The 25,230-nt window shown below is 59.3% G+C and carries 26 protein-coding genes and 1 pseudogene; 12 read left to right on the top strand and 15 right to left on the bottom strand.

Annotation, left to right across the window (positions count from 1 at the left end; all coding sequences use genetic code 11):
* Positions 1 to 95 precede the first annotated feature (95 nt).
* Together E5E97_RS01580 and lpxL are read right to left on the bottom strand one after the other, a co-directional pair.
* A complete protein-coding gene (locus E5E97_RS01580; RefSeq protein ID WP_171279788.1) occupies positions 96 to 563 on the bottom strand; it encodes an energy transducer TonB in 468 nt (155 codons plus the stop codon).
* A gap of 152 nt (positions 564 to 715) precedes the next feature.
* On the bottom strand, positions 716 to 1,639 hold the full coding sequence (gene lpxL / locus E5E97_RS01575) for an LpxL/LpxP family Kdo(2)-lipid IV(A) lauroyl/palmitoleoyl acyltransferase (protein WP_171279787.1): 924 nt from the start codon (positions 1,637 to 1,639) through the stop codon (positions 716 to 718).
* Positions 1,640 to 1,944: 305 nt separating this feature from the next.
* Here lpxL and hldE point away from each other — a divergent pair, with 305 nt between their 5' ends.
* Entirely contained in the window at positions 1,945 to 3,372 is a 1,428-nt protein-coding gene (gene hldE / locus E5E97_RS01570; protein ID WP_024943164.1) for a bifunctional D-glycero-beta-D-manno-heptose-7-phosphate kinase/D-glycero-beta-D-manno-heptose 1-phosphate adenylyltransferase HldE, read from the top strand.
* Between the two features lie 103 nt (positions 3,373 to 3,475).
* Here the strand turns inward: hldE and tolC are convergent, their stop codons facing one another.
* Complete coding sequence (gene tolC, locus E5E97_RS01565) at positions 3,476 to 4,801, bottom strand: outer membrane channel protein TolC (RefSeq protein WP_024944694.1); 1,326 nt, start codon at positions 4,799 to 4,801, stop codon at positions 3,476 to 3,478.
* A gap of 304 nt (positions 4,802 to 5,105) precedes the next feature.
* Between tolC and nudF the strand changes: the two genes are divergently transcribed.
* The 11 genes from nudF (at position 5,106) to parC (ending at position 16,356) form a co-directional block, all read left to right on the top strand.
* On the top strand, positions 5,106 to 5,747 hold the full coding sequence (gene nudF, locus E5E97_RS01560) for an ADP-ribose diphosphatase (RefSeq protein WP_043127114.1): 642 nt from the start codon (positions 5,106 to 5,108) through the stop codon (positions 5,745 to 5,747).
* Position 5,748: 1 nt separating this feature from the next.
* Positions 5,749 to 6,195, top strand: coding sequence for a DUF1249 domain-containing protein (locus E5E97_RS01555; RefSeq protein ID WP_005305333.1), 447 nt, complete (start codon positions 5,749 to 5,751; stop codon positions 6,193 to 6,195).
* Between the two features lie 26 nt (positions 6,196 to 6,221).
* A complete protein-coding gene (gene cpdA / locus E5E97_RS01550) occupies positions 6,222 to 7,040 on the top strand; it encodes a 3',5'-cyclic-AMP phosphodiesterase (protein ID WP_171279786.1) in 819 nt (272 codons plus the stop codon).
* A gap of 9 nt (positions 7,041 to 7,049) precedes the next feature.
* Positions 7,050 to 7,637, top strand: a complete 588-nt coding sequence (locus tag E5E97_RS01545; protein WP_011707474.1) for a YqiA/YcfP family alpha/beta fold hydrolase — start codon at positions 7,050 to 7,052, stop codon at positions 7,635 to 7,637.
* Positions 7,638 to 7,639: 2 nt separating this feature from the next.
* Complete coding sequence (locus tag E5E97_RS01540) at positions 7,640 to 8,263, top strand: NUDIX hydrolase (RefSeq protein WP_171279785.1); 624 nt, start codon at positions 7,640 to 7,642, stop codon at positions 8,261 to 8,263.
* 37 nt (positions 8,264 to 8,300) lie between these two features.
* On the top strand, positions 8,301 to 8,702 hold the full coding sequence (locus E5E97_RS01535) for a GFA family protein (RefSeq protein WP_168754683.1): 402 nt from the start codon (positions 8,301 to 8,303) through the stop codon (positions 8,700 to 8,702).
* 117 nt (positions 8,703 to 8,819) lie between these two features.
* On the top strand, positions 8,820 to 9,038 hold the full coding sequence (locus E5E97_RS01530; RefSeq protein ID WP_005305321.1) for a DUF1656 domain-containing protein: 219 nt from the start codon (positions 8,820 to 8,822) through the stop codon (positions 9,036 to 9,038).
* Positions 9,031 to 9,897, top strand: a complete 867-nt coding sequence (locus E5E97_RS01525; protein ID WP_171279784.1) for an HlyD family secretion protein — start codon at positions 9,031 to 9,033, stop codon at positions 9,895 to 9,897. The genes E5E97_RS01530 and E5E97_RS01525 overlap by 8 nt, the downstream gene beginning before the upstream one ends.
* A 1-nt stretch (position 9,898) precedes the next feature.
* Positions 9,899 to 11,908, top strand: a complete 2,010-nt coding sequence (locus E5E97_RS01520) for an FUSC family protein (RefSeq protein WP_171279783.1) — start codon at positions 9,899 to 9,901, stop codon at positions 11,906 to 11,908.
* Between the two features lie 114 nt (positions 11,909 to 12,022).
* Positions 12,023 to 13,918: a DNA topoisomerase IV subunit B gene (gene parE / locus E5E97_RS01515; RefSeq protein WP_005305312.1), complete on the top strand. Its 1,896-nt coding sequence runs from the start codon at positions 12,023 to 12,025 to the stop codon at positions 13,916 to 13,918.
* A 143-nt stretch (positions 13,919 to 14,061) separates the two neighbouring features.
* Positions 14,062 to 16,356: a DNA topoisomerase IV subunit A gene (gene parC / locus E5E97_RS01510; RefSeq protein WP_171279782.1), complete on the top strand. Its 2,295-nt coding sequence runs from the start codon at positions 14,062 to 14,064 to the stop codon at positions 16,354 to 16,356.
* A 69-nt stretch (positions 16,357 to 16,425) separates the two neighbouring features.
* Here parC and E5E97_RS01505 read toward each other — a convergent pair whose 3' ends face one another.
* The 12 genes and pseudogenes from E5E97_RS01505 to E5E97_RS01450 all read right to left on the bottom strand — a co-directional run bounded on the left by E5E97_RS01505 (position 16,426) and on the right by E5E97_RS01450 (position 25,230).
* Positions 16,426 to 17,859, bottom strand: a complete 1,434-nt coding sequence (locus E5E97_RS01505) for a retron St85 family RNA-directed DNA polymerase (protein ID WP_171279781.1) — start codon at positions 17,857 to 17,859, stop codon at positions 16,426 to 16,428.
* A gap of 2 nt (positions 17,860 to 17,861) precedes the next feature.
* Positions 17,862 to 18,518 (bottom strand): hypothetical protein, encoded by a 657-nt coding sequence (locus tag E5E97_RS01500; protein WP_171279780.1) that lies wholly within the window; start codon positions 18,516 to 18,518, stop codon positions 17,862 to 17,864.
* A gap of 748 nt (positions 18,519 to 19,266) precedes the next feature.
* Positions 19,267 to 19,641, bottom strand: coding sequence for a hypothetical protein (locus tag E5E97_RS01495; RefSeq protein ID WP_171279779.1), 375 nt, complete (start codon positions 19,639 to 19,641; stop codon positions 19,267 to 19,269).
* Positions 19,642 to 19,688: 47 nt separating this feature from the next.
* On the bottom strand, positions 19,689 to 19,940 hold the full coding sequence (locus E5E97_RS01490) for a hypothetical protein (RefSeq protein WP_026080289.1): 252 nt from the start codon (positions 19,938 to 19,940) through the stop codon (positions 19,689 to 19,691).
* Between the two features lie 216 nt (positions 19,941 to 20,156).
* Positions 20,157 to 20,621, bottom strand: coding sequence for a hypothetical protein (locus E5E97_RS01485; RefSeq protein ID WP_126880563.1), 465 nt, complete (start codon positions 20,619 to 20,621; stop codon positions 20,157 to 20,159).
* Positions 20,622 to 20,955: 334 nt separating this feature from the next.
* Positions 20,956 to 21,858, bottom strand: a complete 903-nt coding sequence (locus E5E97_RS01480; protein WP_171279778.1) for a hypothetical protein — start codon at positions 21,856 to 21,858, stop codon at positions 20,956 to 20,958.
* An 11-nt stretch (positions 21,859 to 21,869) separates the two neighbouring features.
* A complete protein-coding gene (locus E5E97_RS01475) occupies positions 21,870 to 22,637 on the bottom strand; it encodes a hypothetical protein (RefSeq protein ID WP_005343119.1) in 768 nt (255 codons plus the stop codon).
* A gap of 12 nt (positions 22,638 to 22,649) precedes the next feature.
* Positions 22,650 to 23,192 carry a hypothetical protein gene (locus E5E97_RS01470; protein ID WP_011707461.1) on the bottom strand — a complete coding sequence of 181 codons (543 nt, stop codon included), beginning with the start codon at positions 23,190 to 23,192 and terminating at the stop codon, positions 22,650 to 22,652.
* A 23-nt stretch (positions 23,193 to 23,215) separates the two neighbouring features.
* Positions 23,216 to 23,500, bottom strand: a complete 285-nt coding sequence (locus E5E97_RS01465; RefSeq protein WP_005305278.1) for a DnaJ domain-containing protein — start codon at positions 23,498 to 23,500, stop codon at positions 23,216 to 23,218.
* Positions 23,501 to 23,779: 279 nt separating this feature from the next.
* Positions 23,780 to 24,307 (bottom strand): protein disulfide oxidoreductase, encoded by a 528-nt coding sequence (locus E5E97_RS01460; RefSeq protein WP_171279777.1) that lies wholly within the window; start codon positions 24,305 to 24,307, stop codon positions 23,780 to 23,782.
* Between the two features lie 3 nt (positions 24,308 to 24,310).
* Positions 24,311 to 24,457 (bottom strand): annotated as a pseudogene (locus tag E5E97_RS01455) (copper resistance protein); the annotation flags it as partial.
* A gap of 17 nt (positions 24,458 to 24,474) precedes the next feature.
* Positions 24,475 to 25,230, bottom strand: a complete 756-nt coding sequence (locus tag E5E97_RS01450) for a DsbA family protein (RefSeq protein WP_029304782.1) — start codon at positions 25,228 to 25,230, stop codon at positions 24,475 to 24,477.

Here is a 25,230-nt window from a genome sequence, read left to right as displayed (position 1 = left end):
CAGCGCTTGCAATGTAAAAAGGTGAGCCTGGCTCACCTTTTTCTTTCGCTGTCGATAGGGCTTGCGGGCTGACAATGGAGGCCTACGCGGCTGATTCAGACCTGGGTGTAGATCAGCCCGGTGCTGCGCACCACGTCTTCCCCCTGGCAGCGCAGTTCCAGTTCGCTGGTGTCGCAGGGCTGGCCGTTGTGCTCGATGCAGAATTCGAAGCGGGTACGGGACTTTACCGGAATGTGCTGCGAGTTGGTGGGGGTGGCCTGCCATTGCCACTGATGCAACACAGCGATGGCGGCGTCGCTGAACTGCGGGTCGCTGCTGTCCAGCACCCGGATCTGTTCGGCCCGTCCCGCCGGGTTGATCACGTATTCTAGCGAGCTGCAACCGGTCTGCCCGGCCAGGATGGCTTCTTTGGGGTAGCGGGACTCCATCCGGGTGAGCGGGCTCCACTGGGCGCTCACTTCCTTGAGATCGCTTAAGGGGAGGGAGGTCAGATGGACGCTGTGGGTCTGCTGGCTGCAGCCGGTCAATGCGCACAGGGCGCCCAGCAAAAGAGTGGCTTTCATGTTCGCTTCCCTTCGTTATTGGTATTGCTGGCGGGCCGGGGCCCGCCGCTCGGCAGGGCCATTAATAAAATATTCAGCCACGAATGAAAACCCTTTACCGGCAACAGGCCAGAAAAAACCGCCTTTCGGCGGCTTTTTCGGTTTTTTCCGACTCAGTAATAGCCCGCATCGTCCGGGTTGGGCCTGGTCTTGAAGCGGCGGTGCAGCCACATGTACTGCTCCGGCGCCTTGCGCACGGCGGCTTCAATCTCTCGGTTGGCACGGGCCGCATCGACCAGGTCGTCGCCGCTCGGATAGTCGGCGAGCGGCGCCCCGATATGCAGGGTGTAACCCTCGCTGGTACGGATGTTGTAGCAGGGCAGGGTGACGGTGTTCTTCACCCGCGCCAGGGTGGCTGTGCCGGTGATGGTGGCGGCCTGCTCCACCGCGAAGTAGGGCACGAACACGCTGGCATGGCTGCCGTAGTCATGATCCGGCGCATACCAGAGCGCATCCCCGTTGCGCAGCGCCTTGATCATCCCCTTCACGTCCATCCGGTCCACCAGGTATTTGTTGGAGGCGCAGCGGCCGTGGTATTGGGCATACTCCAGCACCGGGTTGGTGTTGGGACGGTAGACGCCGACCCCGGGCCGTACCAGGCCGAAGCAGCGGGCGTTGAGCTCCAGCGTGAGGAAATGGCAGGAGAGCAGCAGCATGCCCTGACCCTTCTCCATGGCGGCGATGACGTGCTCTTCCCCTTCCACCTTCATCAGGTTGCGTATCCGCCAATCCGGCCAGAACCAGGCCATGCCGACTTCGAAGATGGCGCAGCCCACGCTCTCGAAATTCTGCTTGAGCAGTTTCTCGCGTTCATCCTTGGTCAGCTCGGGCATCGCCAGTTCCAAATTGCGGCGGGCAATCTTGACGCGGGATTTCAGCAGCTTGCGGGCCAGGCTACCCAACTGGCGTCCCAGCCACATCTGGCTGCGCCAAGGCAGCAGCACCAGCAGCCAGAGCAGGCTGAGGCCGAACCAGCTGGCCCAGTAGCGGGGATGAAACAGGCGGGGTTCGAGGCGGGGAGCATTGTCGTGGGCCATGAAAAGTCTCTTGTTCGCAATCGCCATGCACCGGGCAAGCCCGGTCGAATAAGGGGAGGCGATAAAGGCACGTGGGGATCCTGAACGGATCGTTTTATTCGCAAGCGGGGATTCTAGCCGAAAAGCGGGGTCGGGGGCGAATGGCTATGTGCTGGTCAGAGGGGCTGATGGTGGTTCACTGGCGTGACGGGAATCGTTACTACCGGTTTCTTTAAATGGAAACCGCAGGTTTGCTTTTTCTCCCTCAAATAAAAGAGTGTGATAAAATCGGCGACTGATTTTTCAGGTTTTGAGAGTCGATACAGATGAAGATCACCCTGCCCGAGTTTGAAAAAGCCCGCGTTCTGGTCGTTGGCGATGTCATGTTGGACCGTTATTGGCATGGCCCCACCGGCCGGATCTCGCCCGAGGCACCGGTGCCCGTGGTCAAGGTCGAACACATTGAGGAGCGCCCAGGTGGCGCCGCCAACGTGGCGCTCAACTCCGCCGCGCTGGGCGCCCACGCCGTGCTGCTGGGTCTGACCGGTCAGGATGAGGCCGCCGATGCCCTGGCTGGCCAGATGGCCGGCGTCAAGGTCGCCTGTGACTTCGTTCGTCTGGCCGACTACCCGACCATCACCAAGCTGCGCGTGCTGTCGCGCAACCAGCAGCTGCTGCGTCTGGACTTTGAAGAGGCCTTCCACGATGTGGACTCCACCCTGCTGATGGGCAAGGTTGAGCAGGCACTGCCGCACAGCGACGTGATGATCCTCTCCGACTACGGCAAGGGCGCCCTCAACGATGTGCCCGGCATGATCCAGCGCGCTCGCGCCGCCGGCATCCCGGTGCTGGTCGATCCCAAGGGGACCGATTTCGAGAAGTACCGCGGCGCCACCCTGCTGACCCCCAACATGTCCGAGTTCGAGGCCGTGGTGGGCAAGGTGAAGAGCGAAGAGGAGCTGGTTGCCAAGGGGTTGGAGCTGGTCAAGCGCTTCGAGCTGGAGGCCCTGCTGGTCACCCGTTCCGAGAACGGCATGACCCTGATCCGCGAAGGCCAACCCGAGCTGCACCTGCCGGCCCAGGCCCACGAGGTGTATGACGTGACCGGTGCCGGTGATACCGTCATCTCCACCCTGGCCACCTCGCTGGCCGCCGGCAAGAGCCTGGACGAAGCCTGTGCCCTGGCCAACACCGCCGCCGGCATCGTGGTCGGCAAGCTGGGGACCTCCACCGTCAGCCCGGTGGAGCTGGCCAACGCCCTCTACACCGAGCAGGAGACCGGCTTTGGCGTCATGTCTGAAGCCCAGCTCAAGATTGCCGTGCAGGCCGCCCGTCTGCGTGGCGAGAAGGTGGTGATGACCAACGGCTGCTTCGACATCCTGCATGCTGGTCACGTCTCCTACCTGGCCAATGCCGGCAAGCTGGGGGATCGCCTGATTGTCGCGGTCAACACCGACGAGTCGGTGCGTCGCCTCAAGGGGCCGGGTCGTCCGGTCAATCCGACCGAGCGCCGGATGGCCGTGCTGGCCGCGCTGGGTGCAGTGGACTGGGTGGTGCCCTTCTCCGAGGACACTCCGCAGCGGCTGATCGCCGAGGTGCTGCCGGACCTGCTGGTCAAGGGCGGCGACTACAAGCCGGAAGAGATTGCCGGCTACGCCGAGGTGACCGCCAACGGCGGCGAGGTGCGGGTCCTCAACTTCGAGGATGGCTGCTCCACCAGCGACATCATCAAGACCATCCGCGAACGCGGCTAATACTGCCGGCCCCGTTTATCCGGGGCCATCGCCAGCAAGCGACGACACCCGGATAACAAAAAGGCGACCTGATGGTCGCCTTTTTCATTGCCGATAACGACTATCAGACTTTGGTCTTGGCTTTTGCAGTGGCAGGCATCAGACCCTGGTTTACTTCCACCAGATCCTGCGCTTCCAGCACTCCGGCAGCCTGTTTCAGGCTCAGGATATTGAGGATGTAGTTGTAACGGGCTTCGGAGAGCTTCTGCTTGGCCTCGTACAGCTTGCGGGTGGAGTCCAGCACGTCGACGATGGTACGGGTACCCACTTCGTAACCCGCTTCGGTCGCCTTCAGGGCGCTGTCGGCGGAGATGACGGACTGGCTGTAGGCGCGTACCGAACCGATGCTGGCGTTCACGTTGTTGTAGGAGGAACGCACCGTGCTCTGCACCGAGCGGAAGTTCTTCTCCAGCAGTTCGCTGGCTGCCACGTAGTTGTACTGAGCCTGCTTCACTTTGGAGCTAGTGGCGCCACCGCTGTAGAGCGGCAGCTTGAAGGTCAGGCCGATGTTGGCCTGATTGTCATTGCCGCCCGGCATGCTATCAAGCTTGTAATCGGTATTGCTGGTTTGCAGTCCGGCACCCAGATCCAGAGTCGGCTCATGGCCGGTCTTGGCCAGGTCAATCTGCTCCTTGGCGATGTCCTTGCCGATGCGGGCACTGTGCAGTTGCAGGTTCTTGTCCAGCGCCAGCTCCAGCCACTTGTCGGAGCCGAAGGCGGTCTTCTGCGGGCTGAAGCGATCGGTGTTGAGCACGTCCAGCTGACGGTGATCGATACCGGTCAGCTCGCGCAGGGTCTCGTAGCTGTTGTCCAGTGAGTTCTCGGCGTTGATCTCATCCGCCAGCGCCTGGTCACGAGAGGCCTCGGCTTCGTGGACGTCGGTGATGGCGGTCAGGCCCACTTCGAAACGCTGCTGGGTCTGTTCCAGCTGACGCTCTACCGCAACCTTGTTGGCGCGCACGAACTCCAGGGTGTCCATCGCCTTGAGCACGTTGAAATAGGCCTGGGCAGTACGCAGCATCAGGCTCTGGATCTCGAGGTTGTAGGCGACATCAGACTGGGTAGCCTGCTTCTCGCTGATATCCAGATTGACCCAGTTACTGCGACGATAGAGGGACTGCGACAGCGTCACTTCACCCTTGGCGTTGTTGTTGCTCTGGGTATCGTTCTTGTTTTTCAGATAATTGAGTCCGGCACCCAGATCGATCTGGGGCAGCAGAGGGGCACGGGTTTCGTTGATCTTCTCGAAGGCCTGATCGCGAACGGCTTTGGACTGCAGCAACTGCGGGTCTTTGATCTGGGCTTGCTGGTAGATGTCGAGCAGGTTTTCGGCATGGGCACCGGCACTGACGCCCAGCAACACCATGACGGACAAAAGTGTTCTTTTCATAGATCGATTTAACCTTATGTAGTAACCCAAACTGGTTGCTGGAGAGGGCAAATATTGTCACCGACCAAGCTTGATTGCAGCTTAATCACTCTACTATAAGCAAAATTTTATGATAACTGTCTCTTTTCCAGCGACAGGAACGTCAAGAACGAGGGTGAGTTTTCTCCCCCTCGTGCCTAGCCAAATGTCCTGTGGCTGCTAAAATCCGTCCCTCATCTCCGACGGGAGCGAGTGAATGAATGTTCATTCATGTTCCCGGATTTTATGGCCTAACCGAGCCAAGTCAAGCTGGCGGGAGTCTCGTATGTCGCAGCAAGCCTTGCCCCAAACCCGTCACTACTCTGCCGATGACGTGAAAATTATCGATAAATCAGCAGGATATAACGGGTTCTTCAAAGTGAACGTCTATCGTCTGCAGCACAGGTTATTTGCAGGGGGCTGGAACGAGCCCATCGTCCGCGAGCTGTTCGAGCGCGGCCATGCCGCCGCCCTGTTGCCTTACGACCCGGTGCGCGACCAGATCGTGCTGGTGGAGCAGTTTCGCATCGGCGCCATCGAGACCAGTGCCACCCCCTGGCTGCTGGAGCTGGTGGCCGGCATCATAGACCCGGGCGAAGGCGCTGAAGAAGTGGTGCGGCGCGAAGCGGTGGAAGAGGCGGGCATCGAGGTCGGCCGCTGCGAACACGCCATCAGCTATCTGGTGAGCCCGGGCGGCAGCACCGAGCGTATCGAGGTCTACGTGGGCGAGGTGGATGCCAGCAAGGCCGAGGGGATCCACGGGCTGGCGGAAGAGGGGGAAGACATCCGGGTCCACGTGGTGAGCCGCGAGCAGGCCTATGCCTGGCTCAAAGAGGGGCGCATCGACAACGCCGCCTCCGTCATCGCCCTGCAGTGGCTGGCTCTCAATCACGGCGAGCTGCGTGCCCGCTGGCTGGCGGGGCGCTAAGGTGGCGCTCGTTCATACCCAGGCCAAGCGTTATGTGCCTGATTTGATGTCCTTGCAGCGTACCTGCGAGGTCAACTACATGACTCTGATGAAACTGCTGCCCCCGGGCGGCAGTGTCGGCGCCGAACGCCGCTATCAGGTGGGCAACGGCCTGCAGTTTCAGCTCACGGTGAGCGAGGAGAGTCGCTTCACCAGCCAGGTGATCCTGGCCCAGCACAACCCGGAATTGCCGAGTTATTTGCAGGCCCGGATAGAGATTCGTTTGTATCATGACGTGCGGATGGCGGAAGTGTGTGCGGCGCAACAGATTTCAAGGTTGCAACCACGTTATGATTATCCCAATAAAAATATGCACCAGCGGGATGAAAAGGAGCAGGTAAACCTGTTTCTGGCCGATTGGCTAAAATTTTGTCTCAGACATGGTACCAGCCTGATAAACATCCTCTAGTTGAACTCATAAAAAGAAGCGTGATTTTGGAAACAGAGCTACCCCAGGCGCAGGACGGCAGTGTGCGCCTGTTGCAAATTACCGACACCCACCTCTTCGCGAGTGCCGAGGGGCGGCTATTGGCCGTGCGCACTGCCGAGAGCCTGGCTGCCGTGCTGGAACGGGTGCGGGCCAATGACCATCCGTTCGATCTGATCCTCGCCACCGGGGATCTCTCCCAGGATCACAGTCCGGAGTCCTACCAGCGCTTCGCCTCCATGATGGCACCGCTGGCGCGCCCTATCTACTGGTTGCCCGGCAACCACGACGACGGCCCCCTGATGACCGAATACCTGCACGCGGCCGGCATCAGCGAGGCCAAGCAGCTGGTGGGCGAGCACTGGCAGGTGATCCTGCTGGATACCCAGGTGCGCGGCAAACCCCACGGGGTGCTGGGGGATCACCAGCTGGCGGCGCTGGATCAGGCGCTGCGCCAGCATCCCGAGCGCCATGCCCTGATCGCCCTGCATCATCAGGCGGTGCCGGTGGGCTGCGCCTGGCTCGATCAGCACAACCTCAAGAATGCCGACGACCTGTTTGCCGTGCTGGCCCGCCACCCGCAGCAGAAGACCATTCTGTTCGGCCACGTCCACCAGGAGTTTGACGAGGTGCACCGCGGGGTGCGGCTGATCGCCAGCCCCTCCACCTGCATCCAGTTCAAACCGCTCTCTGATGGCTTCGCGCTGGACGAATCCGGCCCGGGCTGGCGCTACCTCACCCTCTACCCGGATGGCCGCATCGCCAGCCAGGTGTGGCGTCTGCCGGTGGGGCAGTTTGTGCCCGACCCCAATGCCACCGGTTATTGAGGAGTTGAGATGAAGCCCGTTCTCCTCTACCTGCACGGTTTCAACTCCTCGCCCGGTTCTGCCAAGGCGCAGCAGATGGCTGCCTGGGTGGCTGAACACAGACCCGATATCGAGGTGGTGATCCCGGCCCAGCCCAACACGCCGGCGGCGGCCTGGGCGGCCATCGAGCAGACCATTGCCGATCTGCAGAGCCGTTATGGCAACGAATTCAAGCTTGGCGCCGTGGGCAGCTCCCTCGGCGGCTTTATGGCGACCCGGGTCAGCGAGCGCTACGGCTGCCACGCCGCCCTGATCAACCCGGCGGTACGCCCGCACGAGCTGCTCTGCGACTACCTCGGCCCCCAGACCAACCCCTACACGGGGGAGCAGTATCAACTGCTGCCTGAACACATGAATGAGCTGCGGGCGCTGGCGGTGCCGGTGAGCGCCCCCGAGCGACTCTGGGTGCTGCAACAGCAGGAAGACGAGGTGCTCGACTATCGCAAGGCGCTGGACGAATACCGCTTTGCCCGTCTCTCGCTGGAGTGCGGTGGCGATCACGCCTTCGTGGCGTTCGAACGCTACCCCGCCCAGATCGTCCGCTTCCTCGGGCTCTAGCCATGCAGCCGCCGTTGGCCACCTTTCTGGAACAGGTGCTGGCCACGGCGCAGGCTGGGCTCACCTACTCCAAAGATCCCTTCGACATCGGCCGCTTCGAGGCGCTGCGAGCGGCCACGGTGGCGCTCATCGCCAGCCAGAGCGAGCTGGCACCGGAAGCCATCAGCGACTGGATCGCCCTCGACAGCGGTTATCCCACCCCCAAGCTGGATGTGCGGGCCTTCATTCAGAACGATGCGGGCCATATCCTGCTGGTGCAGGAGCGCAGCGACGGCTGCTGGACCCTGCCGGGGGGCTGGTGCGACATCGGTGACTCGCCAGCGGATGCCGTGGTGCGCGAAGTGGTGGAGGAGACCGGCCTGGCGTGTCGGGCCGTGCAGCTGCTGGCGCTGTTCGACAAGCTAAAACACCCTCATCCGCCCCAGCTGCCCCACGCTCACAAGGCGTTCTTCCTGTGCGAGGTGACCGGCGGCCAGCTGCTGGGCGAAACCGATGAAACCAAAGGGGCGGGGTTCTTTCCCATCGACGACTTGCCCCCGCTCTCCCGCCATCGGGTGGTGGAATCCCAGCTGCGTACCCTGTACGACCATCTTTTGCAGGGGCGGCAGGATACCCTGTTCGATTGATTGGCTCGGAACCTGAACCCGTCTGCAAGGAGGCAGCATGATCAAGCGCATCGGCAATACCCCCATTCAGGAGCGACACAAGGCCAGCTGCCACTGCGGCGCCGTGGTGCTGGAGCTGACCCTGCCGGACGGCGTGGTGGATCCGCGCCGCTGCGACTGCTCGTTATGCCGACGCCGGGGCGCCATCGTCGCCTCGGTGCCGCTGTCCGGCATCCGCATCCTGCAAGGGGAGGGGGTGCTGAGCTGCTACCAGTTCAATACCCGCACCGCCAAACACTACTTCTGCAGCATCTGCGGCATCTATACCCACCATCAGCGTCGCTCCAATCCGGCCCAGTATGGTTACAACCTCGCCTGCCTCGAAGGCGTCAATCCGTTCGAGCTGGGCGAGGTGCCGCTGCTCGATGGTATCAATCATCCGGCGGACCGGCTGGTCTGACCGGCAGGGTCTTATCTGCCCCTGTAACACCCTGCGGGGCTGTGATAGTCTTGCCAGACCCGCCGCACGGCGGGTCGTGAGTCCGCATTATCTCGCTTGCCAACAGGAAGCCCGCTTGTGACAACTTCAGCACTGCCGGATCTGATCCTGGGCGCCTCTCTCTACTTTCCGCCCCTGTTCAAGGCGGTTCTGCTCGGCCTGCTGGGCTGGCTGCCGGTGCACCACCTGCTGCGTGACTGGCTCTACGGCGGGGATGTCTGGCATCCCCTGCTGATGGATCTCTCCCTGTTTATCCTCGCCGTCAGCGGCGCCCTATGGATATTGCTACATGGCTAAATCACCCCTTGCGACCCTCAAATACTTCTCCACCCTGCTGGTCTGCGCGCTGGCGCTGGCGGCGGGCTGGTGGCTGTGGAACTACTACATGCAGGGGCCCTGGACCCGGGATGGCAAGGTGCGGGCCGAGCTGGTCAGCATCACCCCCGAGGTGTCGGGCAAGATCATCAAGATAGCGGTGAAGGACAACCAGCTGGTCAAGGCGGGGGAGGAGATCTTTACCCTGGATCCCGAGCCCTACCGGATTGCGCTGGGCAACGCCCAGGCGGCGCTGGCCAAGGCCAAATCGGATCTCGACAAGGCGGAACACGAGGCGAGCCGGCGCAGCGGCCTGTCGCGCAGCGTCATCTCCGCCGAGGCGGTGGACGAGGCCCGGCTCAATGCCCAGGCGATGAAGGCGGCCTACCAGGTGGCCCAGGCCAATCTGGAGCAGGCCAGATGGTCGCTGGCCAAGACCCGGGTGCATGCCGCGAGCGACGGCTACATCACCAACCTGCAGACCCGGGTCGGCAACTATGCCAGCGCCGGCGTGCCGCTGGTGGCGCTGGTGGACATTCACTCCTTCTACGTGCAGGGCTACTTCGAGGAGACCAAGCTCAGGCACATAGCGCCGGGCAAACCGGCCGAGGTGGTGCTCTACAGCGGGGAGCAGCGGCTGCGCGGCGAAGTGGAGAGCATAGGGCGCGCCATCCACGATCAGAGCGTGGAGGGAGCCGACAACCTGCTGCTGGACGTCAAACCCAATGTGCCCTGGGTGCGACTGGCCCAGCGGGTGCCGGTGCGGATCAAGCTGCTGGAGGTACCGCCCGAGCTGACGCTGATTGCAGGCACCACCTGCACCATCACCATAGGGGAGTAAGGTGGCCGCCTCGCTCTGGCGCCAGACCCCCTGGGGCAAGGCCAATGGCGGGCAGTGGCGTTACGCCCTGCGCAACAGCCTGGCGATGTGCCTGTCGCTCTGGCTGGCCTTCGTGCTGGAGCTGGACTCCCCCTACTGGGCGATGACCTCGGCCGCGGTGGTGAGCTTTCCCACCGTGGGCGGGGTCATCAGCAAGAGTCTGGGGCGGGTGGTGGGCAGCTTGATTGGCGCGATGGCGGCGGTGGTGATCACCGGCCTGGGCATCAGCGATCCCTGGCTGTTCAGCTTCCTCATCGCGCTCTGGCTGGCGCTCTGCACCTACATCTCCAACCACCATCAGAACAACGTCTCCTACGCCTTTGCGCTGGCGGGCTACACCGCCGCCATCATCGCCTTCTCCTGCGTCAACGTGACCGACCCGCAGCACATCTTCGACATCGCCCAGGCCCGGGTGAGCGAGGTGATCATCGGCATCCTCTGCGGCGGCCTGCTGATGATGATCCTGCCCAGCACCTCGGATGGCGAGACCCTGTTGCAGTCGCTGCACAAGACCCAGGCCCGCCTGCTGGAGCATGCCCAGCTGCTCTGGCTGGGGGAGGCGAGCCCGGAGGTGCGCACCGCCCACGAGGGGTTGATCGGCCAGATCCTCACCATGAACGTGCTGCGCATCCAGGCGGTCTGGAGCCACCATCGGCTGCGTCGCCACAACCGGCTGCTCAACTTCCTGCTGCACCGCCAGCTGCGGCTCATCAGCCTCATCTCCAGCCAGCGCCGCATGCTGCACAACTGGCCGGCGCAACCGGAGGGGCTGCAGGCGTTGCTGGAGCGGTTGCTGGTCGAGCTGGGCCAGCCCGGCTGTGACAAGTACCGCATCGCCCGGCTGCTGGCCCCCTTGGTGCCGACGGCGGCCAGCGACTACCGGCTGCACACCTTCTGGCGACGGCTGCGCCACTTCTGCTGGAGCTATCTGGAGTGTCAGCGCTGGCTGGAGCGGCTGGCCCGCTACGACGATCAGGAGTGGCCGGCACCGCCGCGCCACTCTTCGCTCACCAGCCACACCGACACGCTGGAGGCGGCCTACAACGGCGGGCGCACCTTCCTCTGCGTGCTGCTCGGCTGCGCCTTCTGGATCCACAGCCAGTGGGATGCGGGCAGCTCGGCGCTGACCCTGCTCTCCATCTGCTGCGTGCTCTACTCGGCCACCCCGGCACCCGCCAAGGGGGCCAACACCATGCTCAAGGCGATCCTGCTGCTGAGCCTCATCTGCTTCGCGGTCAAGTTCGGCCTGATGATCCGCCTCGACGACTTCTGGCTCTTCTGCGCCCTGCTGTTCCCCGTGCTCATCACCATGCAGCTGTTCAAGCAGCAACAGCCCAGGCAGGCGGTGCTGTGGGGCCAGCTCATCGTGCTGCTCGGCTCCTTTCTCGCCATCACCAATCCGCCGAGCTACGACTACCTGCAGTACATCAACGGCAGCCTGGGACAGGCGCTGGGGGTGATGAGCGCCGGACTGGCGTTCCAGCTGCTGCGACCGAGCTCGGATCGGCGCAAGAGCCGCCGCCTCATCCGCTCTCTGCGCCGCCACTTCATGGATCAGCTGGAGCCGGCCCCGCGCCAGAGCGAGAGCCAGTTCGAATCGCTCATCTATCACTGCATCAGCCAGCTCAGCCAGAGTCAGGATCAGACCGCCCGTCTCTGGGTGCTGCGCTGGGGCGTGGTGCTGCTCAACTGCAGCCACATCGTCTGGCAGCTGCGTCAGTGGCGCGGCGAGGATCAACCTCTCTACCTGGTGCGCGACAACTGCATCCGCTCTCTGCAGGGGATCCTCACCGAGCAGGGAGTGCAGCACGCCTCCCTGGATCGCACCCTGGCCGAGCTGCAGCGGATCAGCGCGGCCCTGGCCAACCACAGGGAGCCGACGGCGCGGGAGCTGGCCGGCATGGTGTGGCGGCTGCACAGCTCGCTCTCCCAGTTGCAGCAGGCGCTGCCGGTGGCGGCCGAGGCGCGCTGAACGGGCCGGCGGGGCGACTTACCCCGTCCGGATCAAGCTTTGCCGCCGCCGGGTTTGTCCAATACCCTCCCAACGAGTAAGATTCTCCCCAAACGTCAATTCGCAAGGCCCTCCATGTCTACTCAATACAATGCGGATGCCATTGAGGTCCTCAATGGCCTTGAACCGGTGCGTCGCCGCCCCGGCATGTATACCGACACCACCCGGCCCAATCACCTCGGCCAGGAAGTCATCGACAACAGCGTCGACGAGGCGCTGGCGGGTCATGCCCGTACCCTGGAGGTGACCCTGTATGAAGATCAGTCCCTCGAGGTGATCGACGACGGTCGCGGCATGCCGGTCGACATCCACCCGGAAGAAGGGGTGTGCGGGGTGGAGCTGATCCTCTGCAAGCTGCACGCGGGCGGCAAGTTCTCCAACAAGAACTACCAGTTCTCCGGTGGTCTGCACGGGGTGGGCATCTCGGTGGTGAACGCCCTCTCCGAGCGGGTCGAGGTGACGGTGCGCCGCGACGGCCAGGTCTACGACATCGCCTTCGAGAAGGGCGAGAAGGTGCAGGAGCTGACCATCACCGGCACCTGCGGGCGCCGCAACACCGGCACCCGGGTGCGCTTCTGGCCGGAAGCCCACTACTTCGATTCACCCCGTTTCTCGGTCTCCAAGCTGGAGCACCTGCTCAAGGCCAAGGCGGTGCTCTGCCCGGGCCTCACCATCAAGTTCCTCGACAAGAACACCGGCATCAAGCTGGAGTGGTGCTATGAAGACGGCCTCAAAGATTACCTGGTCGATGCGGTCAAGCAGTTCACCTGCCTGCCGGAGCAGCCCTTTGTCGGCGCCTTCAGCACCGAGCAGTCGGCGGTGGACTGGGCCCTCTGCTGGTTGCCGGAAGGGGGCGAATGCCTCGCCGAATCCTATGTAAACCTCATTCCCACCGCCCAGGGCGGTACCCACGTCAACGGTTTGCGCCAGGGCCTGCTCGACGCCATGCGCGAGTTCTGCGAGTTCCGCAACCTGCTGCCGCGCGGGGTCAAGCTGACCCCGGAAGATATCTGGGATCGCTGCGCCTACATCCTCTCCATCAAGATGCAGGATCCGCAGTTTGCCGGTCAGACCAAGGAGCGACTCTCCTCCCGTCAGAGTTCGGCGTTTGTCTCCGGTGTGGTGAAGGATGCCTTCAGCCTTTACTTGAACAGCAACACCGAGCTCGCGGAACAGCTGGCGGAGCTCTGCATCAGCAGCGCCCAGCGCCGGATGCGCGCCGCCAAGACGGTGGTGCGCAAGAAGATAACCCAGGGCCCGGCGCTGCCTGGCAAGCTCACCGACTGCGGCTGCGCCGACCCCATGCAAGGCGAATTGTTCCTGGTGGAGGGTGACTCCGCGGGCGGCAGTGCCAAGCAGGCGCGGGATCGGGAGTTTCAGGCCATCATGCCGCTGCGCGGCAAGATCCTGAACACCTGGGAGGTGGAGGCCGGTCAGGTGCTCGCCTCGCAAGAAGTGCACGACATCTCGGTGGCCATCGGGCTCGACCCGGACTCGGACGATCTCTCCGGCCTGCGTTACGGCAAGGTGTGCATCCTGGCGGATGCGGACTCAGACGGTCTGCACATCGCCACCCTGCTCTGCGCCCTGTTCGTGAAACACTTCCGCGCGCTGGTCAATCAGGGCCACGTCTATGTGGCCATGCCGCCCCTCTACCGGATCGATATCGGCAAGGAGGTCTACTACGCCCTCGACGAGGACGAGAAGAACGGCGTGCTGCAGCGGGTAGAAGCCGAGAAGAAGAAGGGCAAGGTGATGGTGACCCGATTCAAGGGCCTGGGTGAGATGAACCCGAAACAGCTGCGGGAAACCACCATGGATCCCAACACCCGCCGTCTGGTGCAGCTCACCATGGGGCCAGAGGCCGAGGGGGATGAGACCCTGCAGCTGATGGACATGCTGCTGGCCAAGAAGCGGGCGAGCGATCGCCGTGAATGGTTAGAGGAGAAGGGGAACCTTGCCATCATCTAGATCACTCCCCTGTGCTATGAGGAGTTGCTGGAAGAGAAGGGCAACCTCGCCATCATCTAAGCCGTCGGCCGGCCCTGTCGGGGCCGGCAAGCATTTAGCCGGAGTCGCCCTGTGGCGGCTCCCGAACCGAAAGAGAAAATCACATGAGTGATGCTATCGAGCTCAGTCTGGACGGGGTAGAGCGCCAGCCAATGCGCACCTTCACCGAGCAGGCTTACTTGAACTACTCCATGTACGTCATCATGGATCGGGCCCTGCCGCATATCGGCGACGGCCTCAAGCCCGTGCAGCGGCGCATCATCTACGCCATGAGCGAGCTGGGCCTGTCGGCCCTCTCCAAGCACAAGAAATCCGCCCGTACCGTGGGTGACGTGCTGGGTAAGTACCACCCCCACGGCGACAGCGCCTGTTACGAAGCCATGGTGCTGATGGCCCAGCCCTTCTCCTACCGCTACCCGCTGGTGGACGGTCAGGGCAACTGGGGTGCGCCGGACGATCCCAAATCCTTTGCCGCGATGCGTTATACCGAGGCGCGCCTGTCGCGCTTCTCCGAGCTGCTGCTCTCCGAGCTCGGCCAGGGCACGGTGGAGTGGACGCCGAACTTCGACGGCACCATGAAAGAGCCGGTGGTGCTGCCCGCCCGCCTGCCGCACATCCTGCTCAACGGGGTGACCGGCATCGCGGTGGGCATGGCGACCGATATCCCGCCCCACAACGCGCGGGAAGTAGCCCACGCCTGCGTGGAGCTCTTGGACAACCCCAATGCCGGCCTGGATGCCCTGATGGCCCATGTGCAGGGGCCGGACTACCCGACCAACGCCGAGATCATCACGCCCCGCGACGACATCCGCAAAATCTACGAGACCGGCAAGGGCTCCATCAAGCAGCGAGCGGTGTGGAGTGAAGAGGATGGCGACATCGTCATCACGGCGCTGCCCCATCAGGCCTCAGGCGCCAAGATCATGGAGCAGATTGCCGCCCAGATGGTGGCCAAGAAGCTGCCCATGGTCACCGATCTGCGCGATGAGTCGGACCACGAGAACCCGACCCGTCTGGTCATAGTGCCGCGCTCCAACCGGGTGGATGTGGAGGGGCTGATGGCCCACCTGTTCGCCACCACGGACTTGGAGAAGAACTACCGGGTCAACCTCAACATCCTGGGTCTGGACAACCGGCCTCAGGTGAAAGACCTCAAGACCATCCTTACCGAGTGGCTGAGCTTCCGCCGTGAGACGGTGCGCCGCCGCCTGCAGTATCGCCTCGACAAAGTGTTGGCCCGCCTGCACATCCTCGAAGGCTTGCTGATCGCCTACCTCAACATCGACGAGGTGATCGAGATCATCCGTACCGAGGAGGAGCCGGGCAGGGTGATGATGGAGCGCTTCAACATCAGCGAGACCCAGGCCGAGGCGATCCTCGAGCTGAAACTGCGCCATCTGGCCAAGCTCGAAGAGTTCAAACTGCGCGCCGAACAGAACGAACTGGCGGAAGAGCGCGACAAGCTGGAACTGATCCTGGGTTCCGAGCGCCGTCTCAGCACATTGCTCAAGAAAGAGATCCTGGCGGATGCCGAGAAGTACGGCGACGATCGCCGCACCCCGCTGGTGGAGCGTGCCACCGCCGTGGCCCTGACCGAGAAGGAGCTCACCCCGAGTGAGCCGGTGACCGTGATCCTCTCTGACAAGGGCTGGGTGCGCGCCGCCAAGGGCCACGACGTCGATGTGGAGGGCCTCTCCTACAAGGCGGGGGACAACTACCTCGCCCACGCTCATGGCCGCAGCAACCAGCAGGCGGTGTTCCTCTCCACCCTGGGGAGAACCTACTCGCTGGAGGCCCATACCCTGCCCTCCGCCCGCAGTCAGGGCGAGCCGCTCACCGGCCGCTTCGCTCTGGGCGCTGGCGAAGAGGTGCGTCATCTGGTGATGGGCAACGAAGGCGAGCCGTATCTGATCTGTTCCGACGCCGGTTACGGCTTCGTCTGCAAATACGACGACCTCATTGGCAAGAACAAGAACGGCAAGGCGCTGCTCACAGTGCCGGAAGGGGGCCTGGTGATGGCACCCCAGAAGATTGGCTCGCCGGAGACCGACCTCTGCATGGCCATCTCCAACGAGGGGCGCATGCTGCTGTTCCCGATGAACACCTTGCCGGTGCTCGGCAAGGGCAAGGGCAACAAGCTCATCAGCATCCCTTCGGCACGGGTGAAGGCGCGGGAGGAGTTTGTGGTGATGGCGGCCGTCATCCCGCAGGGCCAGTCCGTCACCCTGTTTGCCGGCAAGCGCAAGCTCACCCTCAAGCCATCCGATCTCGACTACTACCGTGGCGAGCGCGGCCGCCGCGGCGCCAAACTGCCCCGCGGTCTGCAGCGGGTCGATCGTATCGAGATTGAATCCGCCGCCGGCGCCGAGCCGGTAGCCGGGGAAAATCAGGAAGGGTAATTAATAAAGAAGGGCGCGAAAGCGCCCTTATTACTTATTTGTGTAAGATGTAGATATGTTTATAGCGTGTTATAGGGCTTTTTTAATGCTGTCTATGATTGACTTGTATTCAGATATATTATGTGGTGTGTCACCATTATCAAAACTGGAGAGGTAATTCAAGTATCCATATAAACGGGGTAAAGAGCTTTTATCATTATTTAATTTTGCATTATTAAAAGCTGCACGAACTTCTTTTTTAAACTTTCTGCTAGGCCGTAGTCGTTCATTGTTTATGCAAACTCCGGTGACAATTTGTGCATTATTATTGCTTATGATTCTAGTTTTTCTTTCATTTATTTTCAATTCGAACTTTGCTAGCTGTTTAGATATAAGGGGGATGCAGGATTTTAATTGGGTGTAGTCTGTTGAACCAATAGTTAAATCATCAGCATATCTGCTATAAGTCATCCCGTTTTGACCGCAAAAATCTGATATTACTTTGTCAAAGTTATAGAGATAAGAATTGGATATAATCGGACTTGTTGGCGCACCTTGGGGTAGGCATCCATCTAATGTAACAACTCTAGATATGAATGATGATATATCTTCTGAAAAGCCATTTTCAATTAAGCAAGAATGTACATGCTCAGTTTTGATGTTGTCAAAAAAAGAGTCTATATCTAAACAAAGGATGTATCTGCTTCCCAAATGTATTCTGGCATTATCTTTAATCGATAGGTTCTTCCTAAAAGAAAAGCAAAGCTCATGCTGATTTAGTTTATAAAGAAAATAATCGCAGATCCAATATTGAACTGTTTTTATAAAAACTCTAGGTGAATTTATTGTCCTATGACCACGGCCTGACTTTTTTTGAAGGGTGAATGTTCTATAATGGCGTGAGGGAGCCTTAATAAAGCTACTTAGCAACCTAGGGCTAATGCCTATTAGCTCTGAAAATAAGTCTACTGCGCTGAAATCATCATTTATATTTGGGAGTTTGTTTTTGGAATAATAATTTAAATTTAAAAAGGACCCCCCTGCATTAGAACCAATTCTTAATTGCTCTGAGACCCGTGGCCAGAAAACTCTCTGGTTTTGGGGGAGGGGCCCCGAGACCAGAGAGTTTTCTGGCCACGGAGCTACTTTTACAGTAGACCTAAACATAGTGGCTGACGAAACGCTAGCCTTATTCTGTTCAGGGGAGTCCTTGATTTTCAAACTAGCATCTTTGACAGTTTTCAGCAAGAACAATCTATTTTTGTCTCGTAACAACCGTAATTTCTTTCCTAGAAAATCACCACCTTTAATAGTTAATGTATAGATGTTATGTTTCTTAGATACGCATTCAATAAGTTCTAATTTCATGGACCTGTTAATTGCATCGTTGAGATCTTCTTCTGTATATATATCAGGTTCGATATTAGTTACTATTTTTAGAAAGGCGTGAGCTTCTTGTGGTGATGCTGGTTGGATTGTTGCCAGCGCCCACAAATATGTTTTTAAATTTACTAGATTAGCCATTTTTAGTTTCTTCGCTGTGTTTTCCAAAAAATCTTGTGTCTAGTAATGTTTTTAACAATATCTGATATCTTATTGTCATCACATTCACTGAAAATGACTAAGCTACCTTTAAGAATTTCTTTGAAAAAACTAATGGGGCCTGTCTGGAGGAATGGTTGATGTGCAATTACTTCATCTTTACATATTGCAAACATTTCTAATGATTGTCTGTCCAATTGAAACTTAATATGAGATAAGAGAGAGAGTTGAGAGAAGGTAGAATGATCGTCTGCAATAATTATAATTGAATTACATTGCTGTTCTTTAATAATGTTGCATTCATTCAAGTGTGGATATGGTCCTTCAGCAGCCACAAAAAACTTCCCGCCACCGACAATAAACTCTATACCATTCTCGGTTAGTTCATTGGTCAATCTTGTGTATATATCTCTAGATTTTTCAGTTGAGACGTCATCGTTAGGGGCGCAGATAAATGAAATATATTTGTCTGCTGATGTGGCAACAGTAAGGGCTTCGAGAAGTTGCTTTGATACGTCTTTATTTATTAAAGGTGAGTTAGCGTTTAAATTTACATTTGTTATGTTTATAGTATTTCCTACGCCACCTTGTTCAACGTTGATGAGGTCATTTTCTGCGTGTGCCTTAGTTCGGTCAAACATAACTTATTTTTTGCTTTTATTGTTGAGGTTGATGGTGTTAAAGAAGCCTCGCTGTTTGACATTAAATGAGTCGCCATGTATGTGTTTTTTATCGCTCCGTTTCTTTTTTATAAATATGAAAACAAACAAGAAACATAAAAAACCTATGATTAATTGAACGAAATATGTGCCAATCCCAGAAAAAAACCACTCGATCCACTTGTGCTCTAATATCATCATGCTATCTCGAAGTTATATTTCGCCTAATAATTTTATATTTTCACAAAAGATTGTGAAATACAATCTAAAGCGGATTGATAAAGAGACATATCTCACAATATGGGGCTGTAGGTCTGATTAGCGAAGCGTAATCAGACGATCGCGCAAACCAGTTGCCGTCATACTGCAGAAAGTCCAGCTGCTCTCTATGTCCATAACCACCGAGATTGCGGTGCGGACGATTACGTTTCGCTAATCGACCCTACGTGCCCTGCTTGATTCAACGCTCTGCTGCTTGTCGATGGCTTCGATTGGGATGGTTTGTTCCCCCTCATCCCCGACCCTTCTCCCGCAAGGGGAGAAGGGAGCTCTGCTCGTAGCTATATCGGATGACGGTGGCATTAGGGGGCTTAGAGGTGTGCGGCTTGGGTAAAGGCAACCAGAGGGCACCATGGTGGTGCGATATATTCCCTCTCCCCTTGGGAGAGGGTCAGGGTGAGGGGAAGTCGCAGTTGGCAACAACAAGCCAGGGGAATAGCAGCGCCGCAAATTAGTTATCGAAATTCCACTGTATGGGCAGCTCAAGATCGAATATCAGCTGATCTCCGTCGAGACGAAAGGCCACGCTGGTCTGGTGCTGGTCATATTCATCGATCAGCCGGCAGCTCTCGGTGAAGTTGGATTCGTAGCTGAGGCGCGCACTGCCGCCGGTGTTAGCCTCGTCGAGTTCCACCCCCAGCACTCGCAGTGGCTCTTTCTGACTGAGCTTGACCCGACTGTCACCTACATCCACCAGCCGCTCCAGCAGGGGGAAGAAGTCTTGCTTGTGGGCCTCTATCGCCCGGGCGATGGCCTGTTCCAGCTCAGCGTGGTTGGTAAGGGGGCCATTCAGGGTGTAGCGGGTCTGTATCCTTTCCTGGGTCATAAACTGTTCCTCTCGGGGGGGCTTCTCCCGTGGCTGCGACGTGGCGCTCAGGCGGGGATGCGGCCATTGCGCACCAAGGCCCGGCGGATGTTCTTGCACATCTTGCCGAAGCGCTGGATTTCGTCGAAGGAGGGCGGAATGCCGCGATCGATCTGATATTGCCAGTAGCAGAGGTCCGTATCCACCAGCTCCATCAGCTTCTTGGGGCAGCCGATGCAGGTGTTGTCCGGCCCGCATTTGAAGGTATCCGGTTGATAGAGCGGAAATTCCGCCTTCACGGCATCGATGATCTGCTGCATCGCGGTAATGCGGTCCGGCTTTCTGTTCACGGCTCGTTCCCTGGCTCTGGTATGGGGGAGTCATTATATCCTTGCCAAAAATGGGGCCAATGACGCTTACGGGGTAGTCTGGCCTGATGGCCGCCGGGCAGATAGCATAACACCCGGCTTGCCGGGTGTTATGCTAGGTTACTATATCCAAAGTATTCTATGAAATTCTGTACCAGGCTTGTTTTATTAGAAGGGCAGACCACCATTTACCGGAATGCTGGACCATGCATTGTAGCTACCAGATGGAGATAAATTTCTTACGTCTGCTTGTGCAATAACCAATGCCGGTTCAGTTTGGCCATCAAGGGGCGTTGCTGTTATAACTCCTGCTCCCCACATATTTGTACCTGGAGCTATTTGTTTGGAATCTGTGCACCAGTAAACCGTTTGACGAGAAGTTAATGTTGCTTTTGGAGTGACCGTTGAACCAGTCAAAGGTGGGGATGCGATGTCACCAGTACTGTTGTAGTAACTGATGGACACTTCTACTGAGCCTGAAGATATGTTTACAATGCTAACGCAGCTGTACCAAGTTCCAATAGTTTGCCAATTTGTCGGTTTATATGCCTGCCATCCTGAAAACCAAGCTGTATTGGCCTCTGCATTTATTGATGACATTAGAATGAATAAAATAGATAGTTTTTTGAACATTTTGTACTCCCTCCACTATTAGACCGAATAATTTTATCGCTATTCATTCTTCGCAGACTACACCATATCTTATGGACATTAATTGTGTAGTACCTATATAGGGGGGGATGTATATATTTCGGTGTCAGTTTGTTTTTACTATTAGCCCGCTATTTATTACATGATAGTTTTTATGATTTATTGGAGAGCTCCTCATAGATATGAAGAAATCTATGATTCGGTACCTGTTGGCCATCAACAATATATTTTACATGTTTTAGATAGCACAACGCCCGGCAAGCCGGGCGTTGTGGGGAGGAGAGGCAAGTGCCGCCCTGCAAGGGGGCATGGCCCCTTAGAAGTCGTGATAGAGCGGCCAGCCGAGCAGCGGGTGCTTGAGCCCGGCGCGCATCTCCATGTTGTCGAGCTTCTCCGGAGAGGCGTTCTCTTTTTGCAGCAGCTGGTACTGGCGCACAAAGCCGAGGGTGTGCAGCAGGTTGGGCACAAAGCCCGGGCTCAGCTCCTGACGCAGGGCGGCGGCCATGTCGGCGGGCAGCGCGCCCAGCATCAGGGTGAGCTGGGCGGCGAGGTAGTCGGTGTCATACCAGCCCTCGTCGAGTTCAATCTCCCGCGCCAGTTTGCGCTTGAGATCCTGCTTCACCTTGAGGGGGGCGGCGCCACTGCCCTTGCCGCAGAGGATGCGGTAGAGCAGCGCTTCGGCCAGCTTGTCCTCCATGGTGGGGTGGTCGCTCTCGCAGGCGAAGAAGTGCTGGTCGATGAGCGCCATCAGGCGGCTCTTGTTGTGCTCGGTCAGCGCCTTCTCGTACTCCTGCCACCCTTGCCACTCCTCCACATCGGGCGGGCTCGAGATCTTGTCCAGCAGGCGGGCATCCACGTCACCGTAGAGGCTGTTGCCAACCTGCTTGGGGCTGACGGTGATGAGCATCGACCAGCCCTTCTGGAACGGCTTGATGGGGCCTTCCGGCGCCTGCAGCAGCGCCAGCGCCTTGGCCGGATCCCGCGCCGAGAGCTCCTGCAGGCCGAGGCTCACCACGCCGATGACGTCGTGGGCGGCCTGCTCCAGCAGGTGCATCTTGTACTTGTTGTAGTACTTGTCGGCGAATTTGAGGCTCATCAGCACCGCCTTGCCCTTGATGGCGGCCAGCTGTTGCTCGGTCAAACGTTCATTGTCGCGGCCAAAGCGCAGCACCTGGGTCAGAAAGGGACCCTGGTTGGCATCGCGAATGACTAACTGCATGAATGGGCTCCTTAATCCAGAAAGCTGAACATGTCGTCGACGTCGCCGTACTCGTCTTCCTCGACCTTGTTCTTCTCTTTGGCCTGCATCACCAGCTCGGCGGCAAACTTGTTGATGATGCCGTCCCAGCTGGAGTGCTCATTGCGCAGCAGCGCCTTGATGGCTTTCTCCACCTCGGGGGCCAGCTCGCGAATGAGCATCAACAGGCTTCTCGGGTCATCCAGCGCATAGTCGTGGACATCCTCGCTCTGCTGGCGCTCGCTGTAGCGCAGGGACTCTTCGAGATCCTCCTCTTCGGCGTGCAGCACGTCGCGATAGCCTTCGTCCTCTTCATAGCGATCGCCGCGATAGAACTCGATAAAGGGGATGGCGAGGTAGAAGAGACCGGCCGGATCTTCGGCCACGCACTCGAGGATCTCGCGCTGCTTGGCTTCGCTGTCCTGGGTGCGGATCAGGTAGTTGAGGAAGTCGAAGGTGTGCTGTTGCAGCTCGTCGGCGTTGTTCTTGATCGCCTCTTCCCAGTAGAGCGGCTGCTGGCAGACGATGTCGCGGATCCGCTCCGGGGTCATCAGCTCGGAGATGATGGAGGGGAAGGAGATGTCGTGCTGGCCGTTGATCTGGGTCAGGGTAACGATATCAATGTTTTCAATTACTTCTGCCAGCTGGTCGTCAGACATGGTCTTGGCGATCAGCTCGAACTTCTCGCTGGCCTGCTTCGGCTCGATGACGGCCAGCTCTTTGATCTCGATGGCGGTAATTTCTATCAGACTGTTGCTCATGCCTTGCCCCAATTAGAAACGGACTTCGTCGTACATATCCTGATCGCCGTCGTCATCACCATAGCGGTCACTGCCGCCATGGTAGTCGGCGTCGGCATCTTCCCCGTCTTCATCTTCTTCGTCGCGCAGCTCATAGTCGTCATCGCCGCGGTGGCTGCCGCGCGGCAGCGGGTTGTCGAGCAGGAACAGCACGGCGCAGGCTTCCATCAGCTGATCTTCGCTCTGGGCCCGCACCGCCTTGACCAGCGGCAGGACGGCGTTGTTGAAGCCGACGCTCACCTTGAACTCGTCCCAGGAAGGCTGCTCGCCGCTGGCGAGCCACTTGTTCCACTGCGACTTGGCCTTGGGCGGGAACTGCACCCGGCCATAGAGGGCGAGCGGCAGGTATTCGGGCATAAACTCCAGCATGCTCATGTCGGCCAGCAGCAGGGCCTTCATCTGGTCGGTGAACTGCTCGAGCCCCTTGGGGTCGTCCTGATCCCGGTAGGATTCGATGTTTTCACTGGCATCGCTTTGCAGGGCCTTGAGCCGTGCCTGGTCCCATTTATTTTGCATAGTCGCTCTTCTTGCCTGGTGGCTCAGGGGTAGAACTGGTCCCACATCTCCTGCATGGCAGCAGCGGGATCGGTCACGATGACGTTGTTGAAATCCTTGATAAAGGCGGCCCGCTGTTTCGGATCGGACAGCACTTCATAAGCCTGCTTTACCTGGTGCAGCTTGAGGGCTGCCTGTTCTTTCTCTTCTTCGCTCGCCCCGTGCAGCTTGTCGGGGTGGTACTGGTTCGACAGCCGTCGATAGGCTTTTTTGATGTCGTTTTCACTGGCGTTGGACTTGACGCCCAACACCCGGAAGTAGTTGTTCATGACGGATCCTGCCTCACTGGCATCGTGGAATTGACCCTGCGCTGGCCTGGCGGCGGGGCTCTTGGCAAACCAGGCTCGGCAAAAACCCGACATTTTAACGCAAACAGGCCGCCATCGCCATGGATAGGAAGCGAACAGATGGGCGTGCGGGTAGCGTCGTGCGGGACCTCATCAGGGGAGGGTTGGGGCCGTTTGTGACTATTTTGTCAGTTCCATGGCGACCCATGTGTGACAGGGGTTGAAAAAACGCCCGGACTGGCCGGGCGTCGAGGTCAGGGGTCAGCGCAGGCTGGCCCACAGCAGGCGGGCCTTGAGCCCGAGCCATGAGCTCCAGCCGGTGGTGCTGCTCACCAGCTTCCCATCCTTGATGATGAGGAAGGTGGGGGTGACCCCCACCTGCCAGCGAGCAGCCAGCTCCCCCCGCTCATCGTTGTGGGTGGGAAAGGCGAGCCCCTTCTTCGCCATCCCGGCGCGCAACTGGTCATCGCTGCCGGAGCGTAGCGCCACCGTCAGCACGTTTTCACCCTGTTGCCAGAGCTGCTCCACCGTGGGGGTGGTGAAGCGGCAAACGCCACACCAACTGGCCCAGTAGTAGACCAGCAGCGGCTTGCCGCGGCTCTGCTCGGCCAGGCTGGTGGTGGTGCCATCCTGCAGGGTGAAGGGGGCCTCCATGGCCCCCGCCGGCAGGGTGGGGCTGCGCCACAGATCCAGCAGGGTCGAGATGACCAGCGCCATCAGCAGCAGCCAGAGCGCCTCCTTGCCCCAGCGGTGCCAGCGGGGGGCCTTTATGAGTGCATCCTCCGCCATGGTTTAGCTCCGCTTGGCCAGCTCGGCCTTTACCAGCGGCTCCAGCTCGTCATAGGGCACGGCGCCCGGCACCAGCTGGTTGCCGATCAGCGTTGCCGGGGTGCCCTGCACGCCAAGAAGGGGGCCGATGCGCAGTCGGTGTGGTCGCAGATCCATCACTGGCCTCCTCATGCCCGCTTGGCCAGCTCGGCTTTGACCAGCTGCTCCAGCTCGTCATAGGGCACGGCACCCGGTACCAGCTGGTTGCCGATGAGCGTTGCCGGGGTGCCCTGCACGCCAAGAAGAGTGCCGATACGAAGGCTGTTGCGCAGCTCCTCGGTGGCCTTGGCATCGGGCTTGAGGGCCGTGTTGCCGGTGGCCGCCAGCGCCTTGTTGATGTCCGCCTCGGTCAGCATCCCCTGCTTGCTCATCAGCTTGTCGTGCAGGGCGAGGAAGCGGGCCGGCTCCTGCTGCCACAGGGTCAGGCTGTACTGGGCCGCCTTGGCGGAGCTCTGCCCCTTGAACGGCAGCAGCTTGATCACCAGCCCCAGATCGTCGGGATAGGCCTTGAGCAGCTTGGTCAGCTGAGGATCGAACTGCTTGCAGTAGGGGCAGTTGTAGTCGGTGAACAGCACCAGGGTCAGCTTGGGGTGCTTGGCGCCGAGGCGCGGGCTGGTTGTGCTGTTGAACAGCACGTCCTGATTGCCCTTGATGAAGTCGCCGAGCTGGGCCTCCTGGGCGGCGGCGTTCTGCTTCTCCCAGGATTCGGCCGCCTCGTCGAGGATCTTGGGGTTGGCAACCAGGGTCTCGCGAATGAGCTCCTTGATGCGTGCCTCCTGCTCCGGGGTGAAGGGTGCCGCCTGCAGCAAGGGGGCGCAGAAGGTGCCGGCAACGAGGGCGGTGCAGAGGGTCAGGGTGCGCAGTTTCAGGGTACGCAGGGTCAT

The organism is Aeromonas sp. 2692-1 (genome assembly GCF_013085505.1).
GTDB classification, from domain to species: Bacteria; Pseudomonadota; Gammaproteobacteria; order Enterobacterales; family Aeromonadaceae; genus Aeromonas; species Aeromonas hydrophila.
The sequence above is the reverse complement of the archived record's forward strand: the minus strand, read 5'-3'. Positions and strand labels throughout refer to the sequence as shown.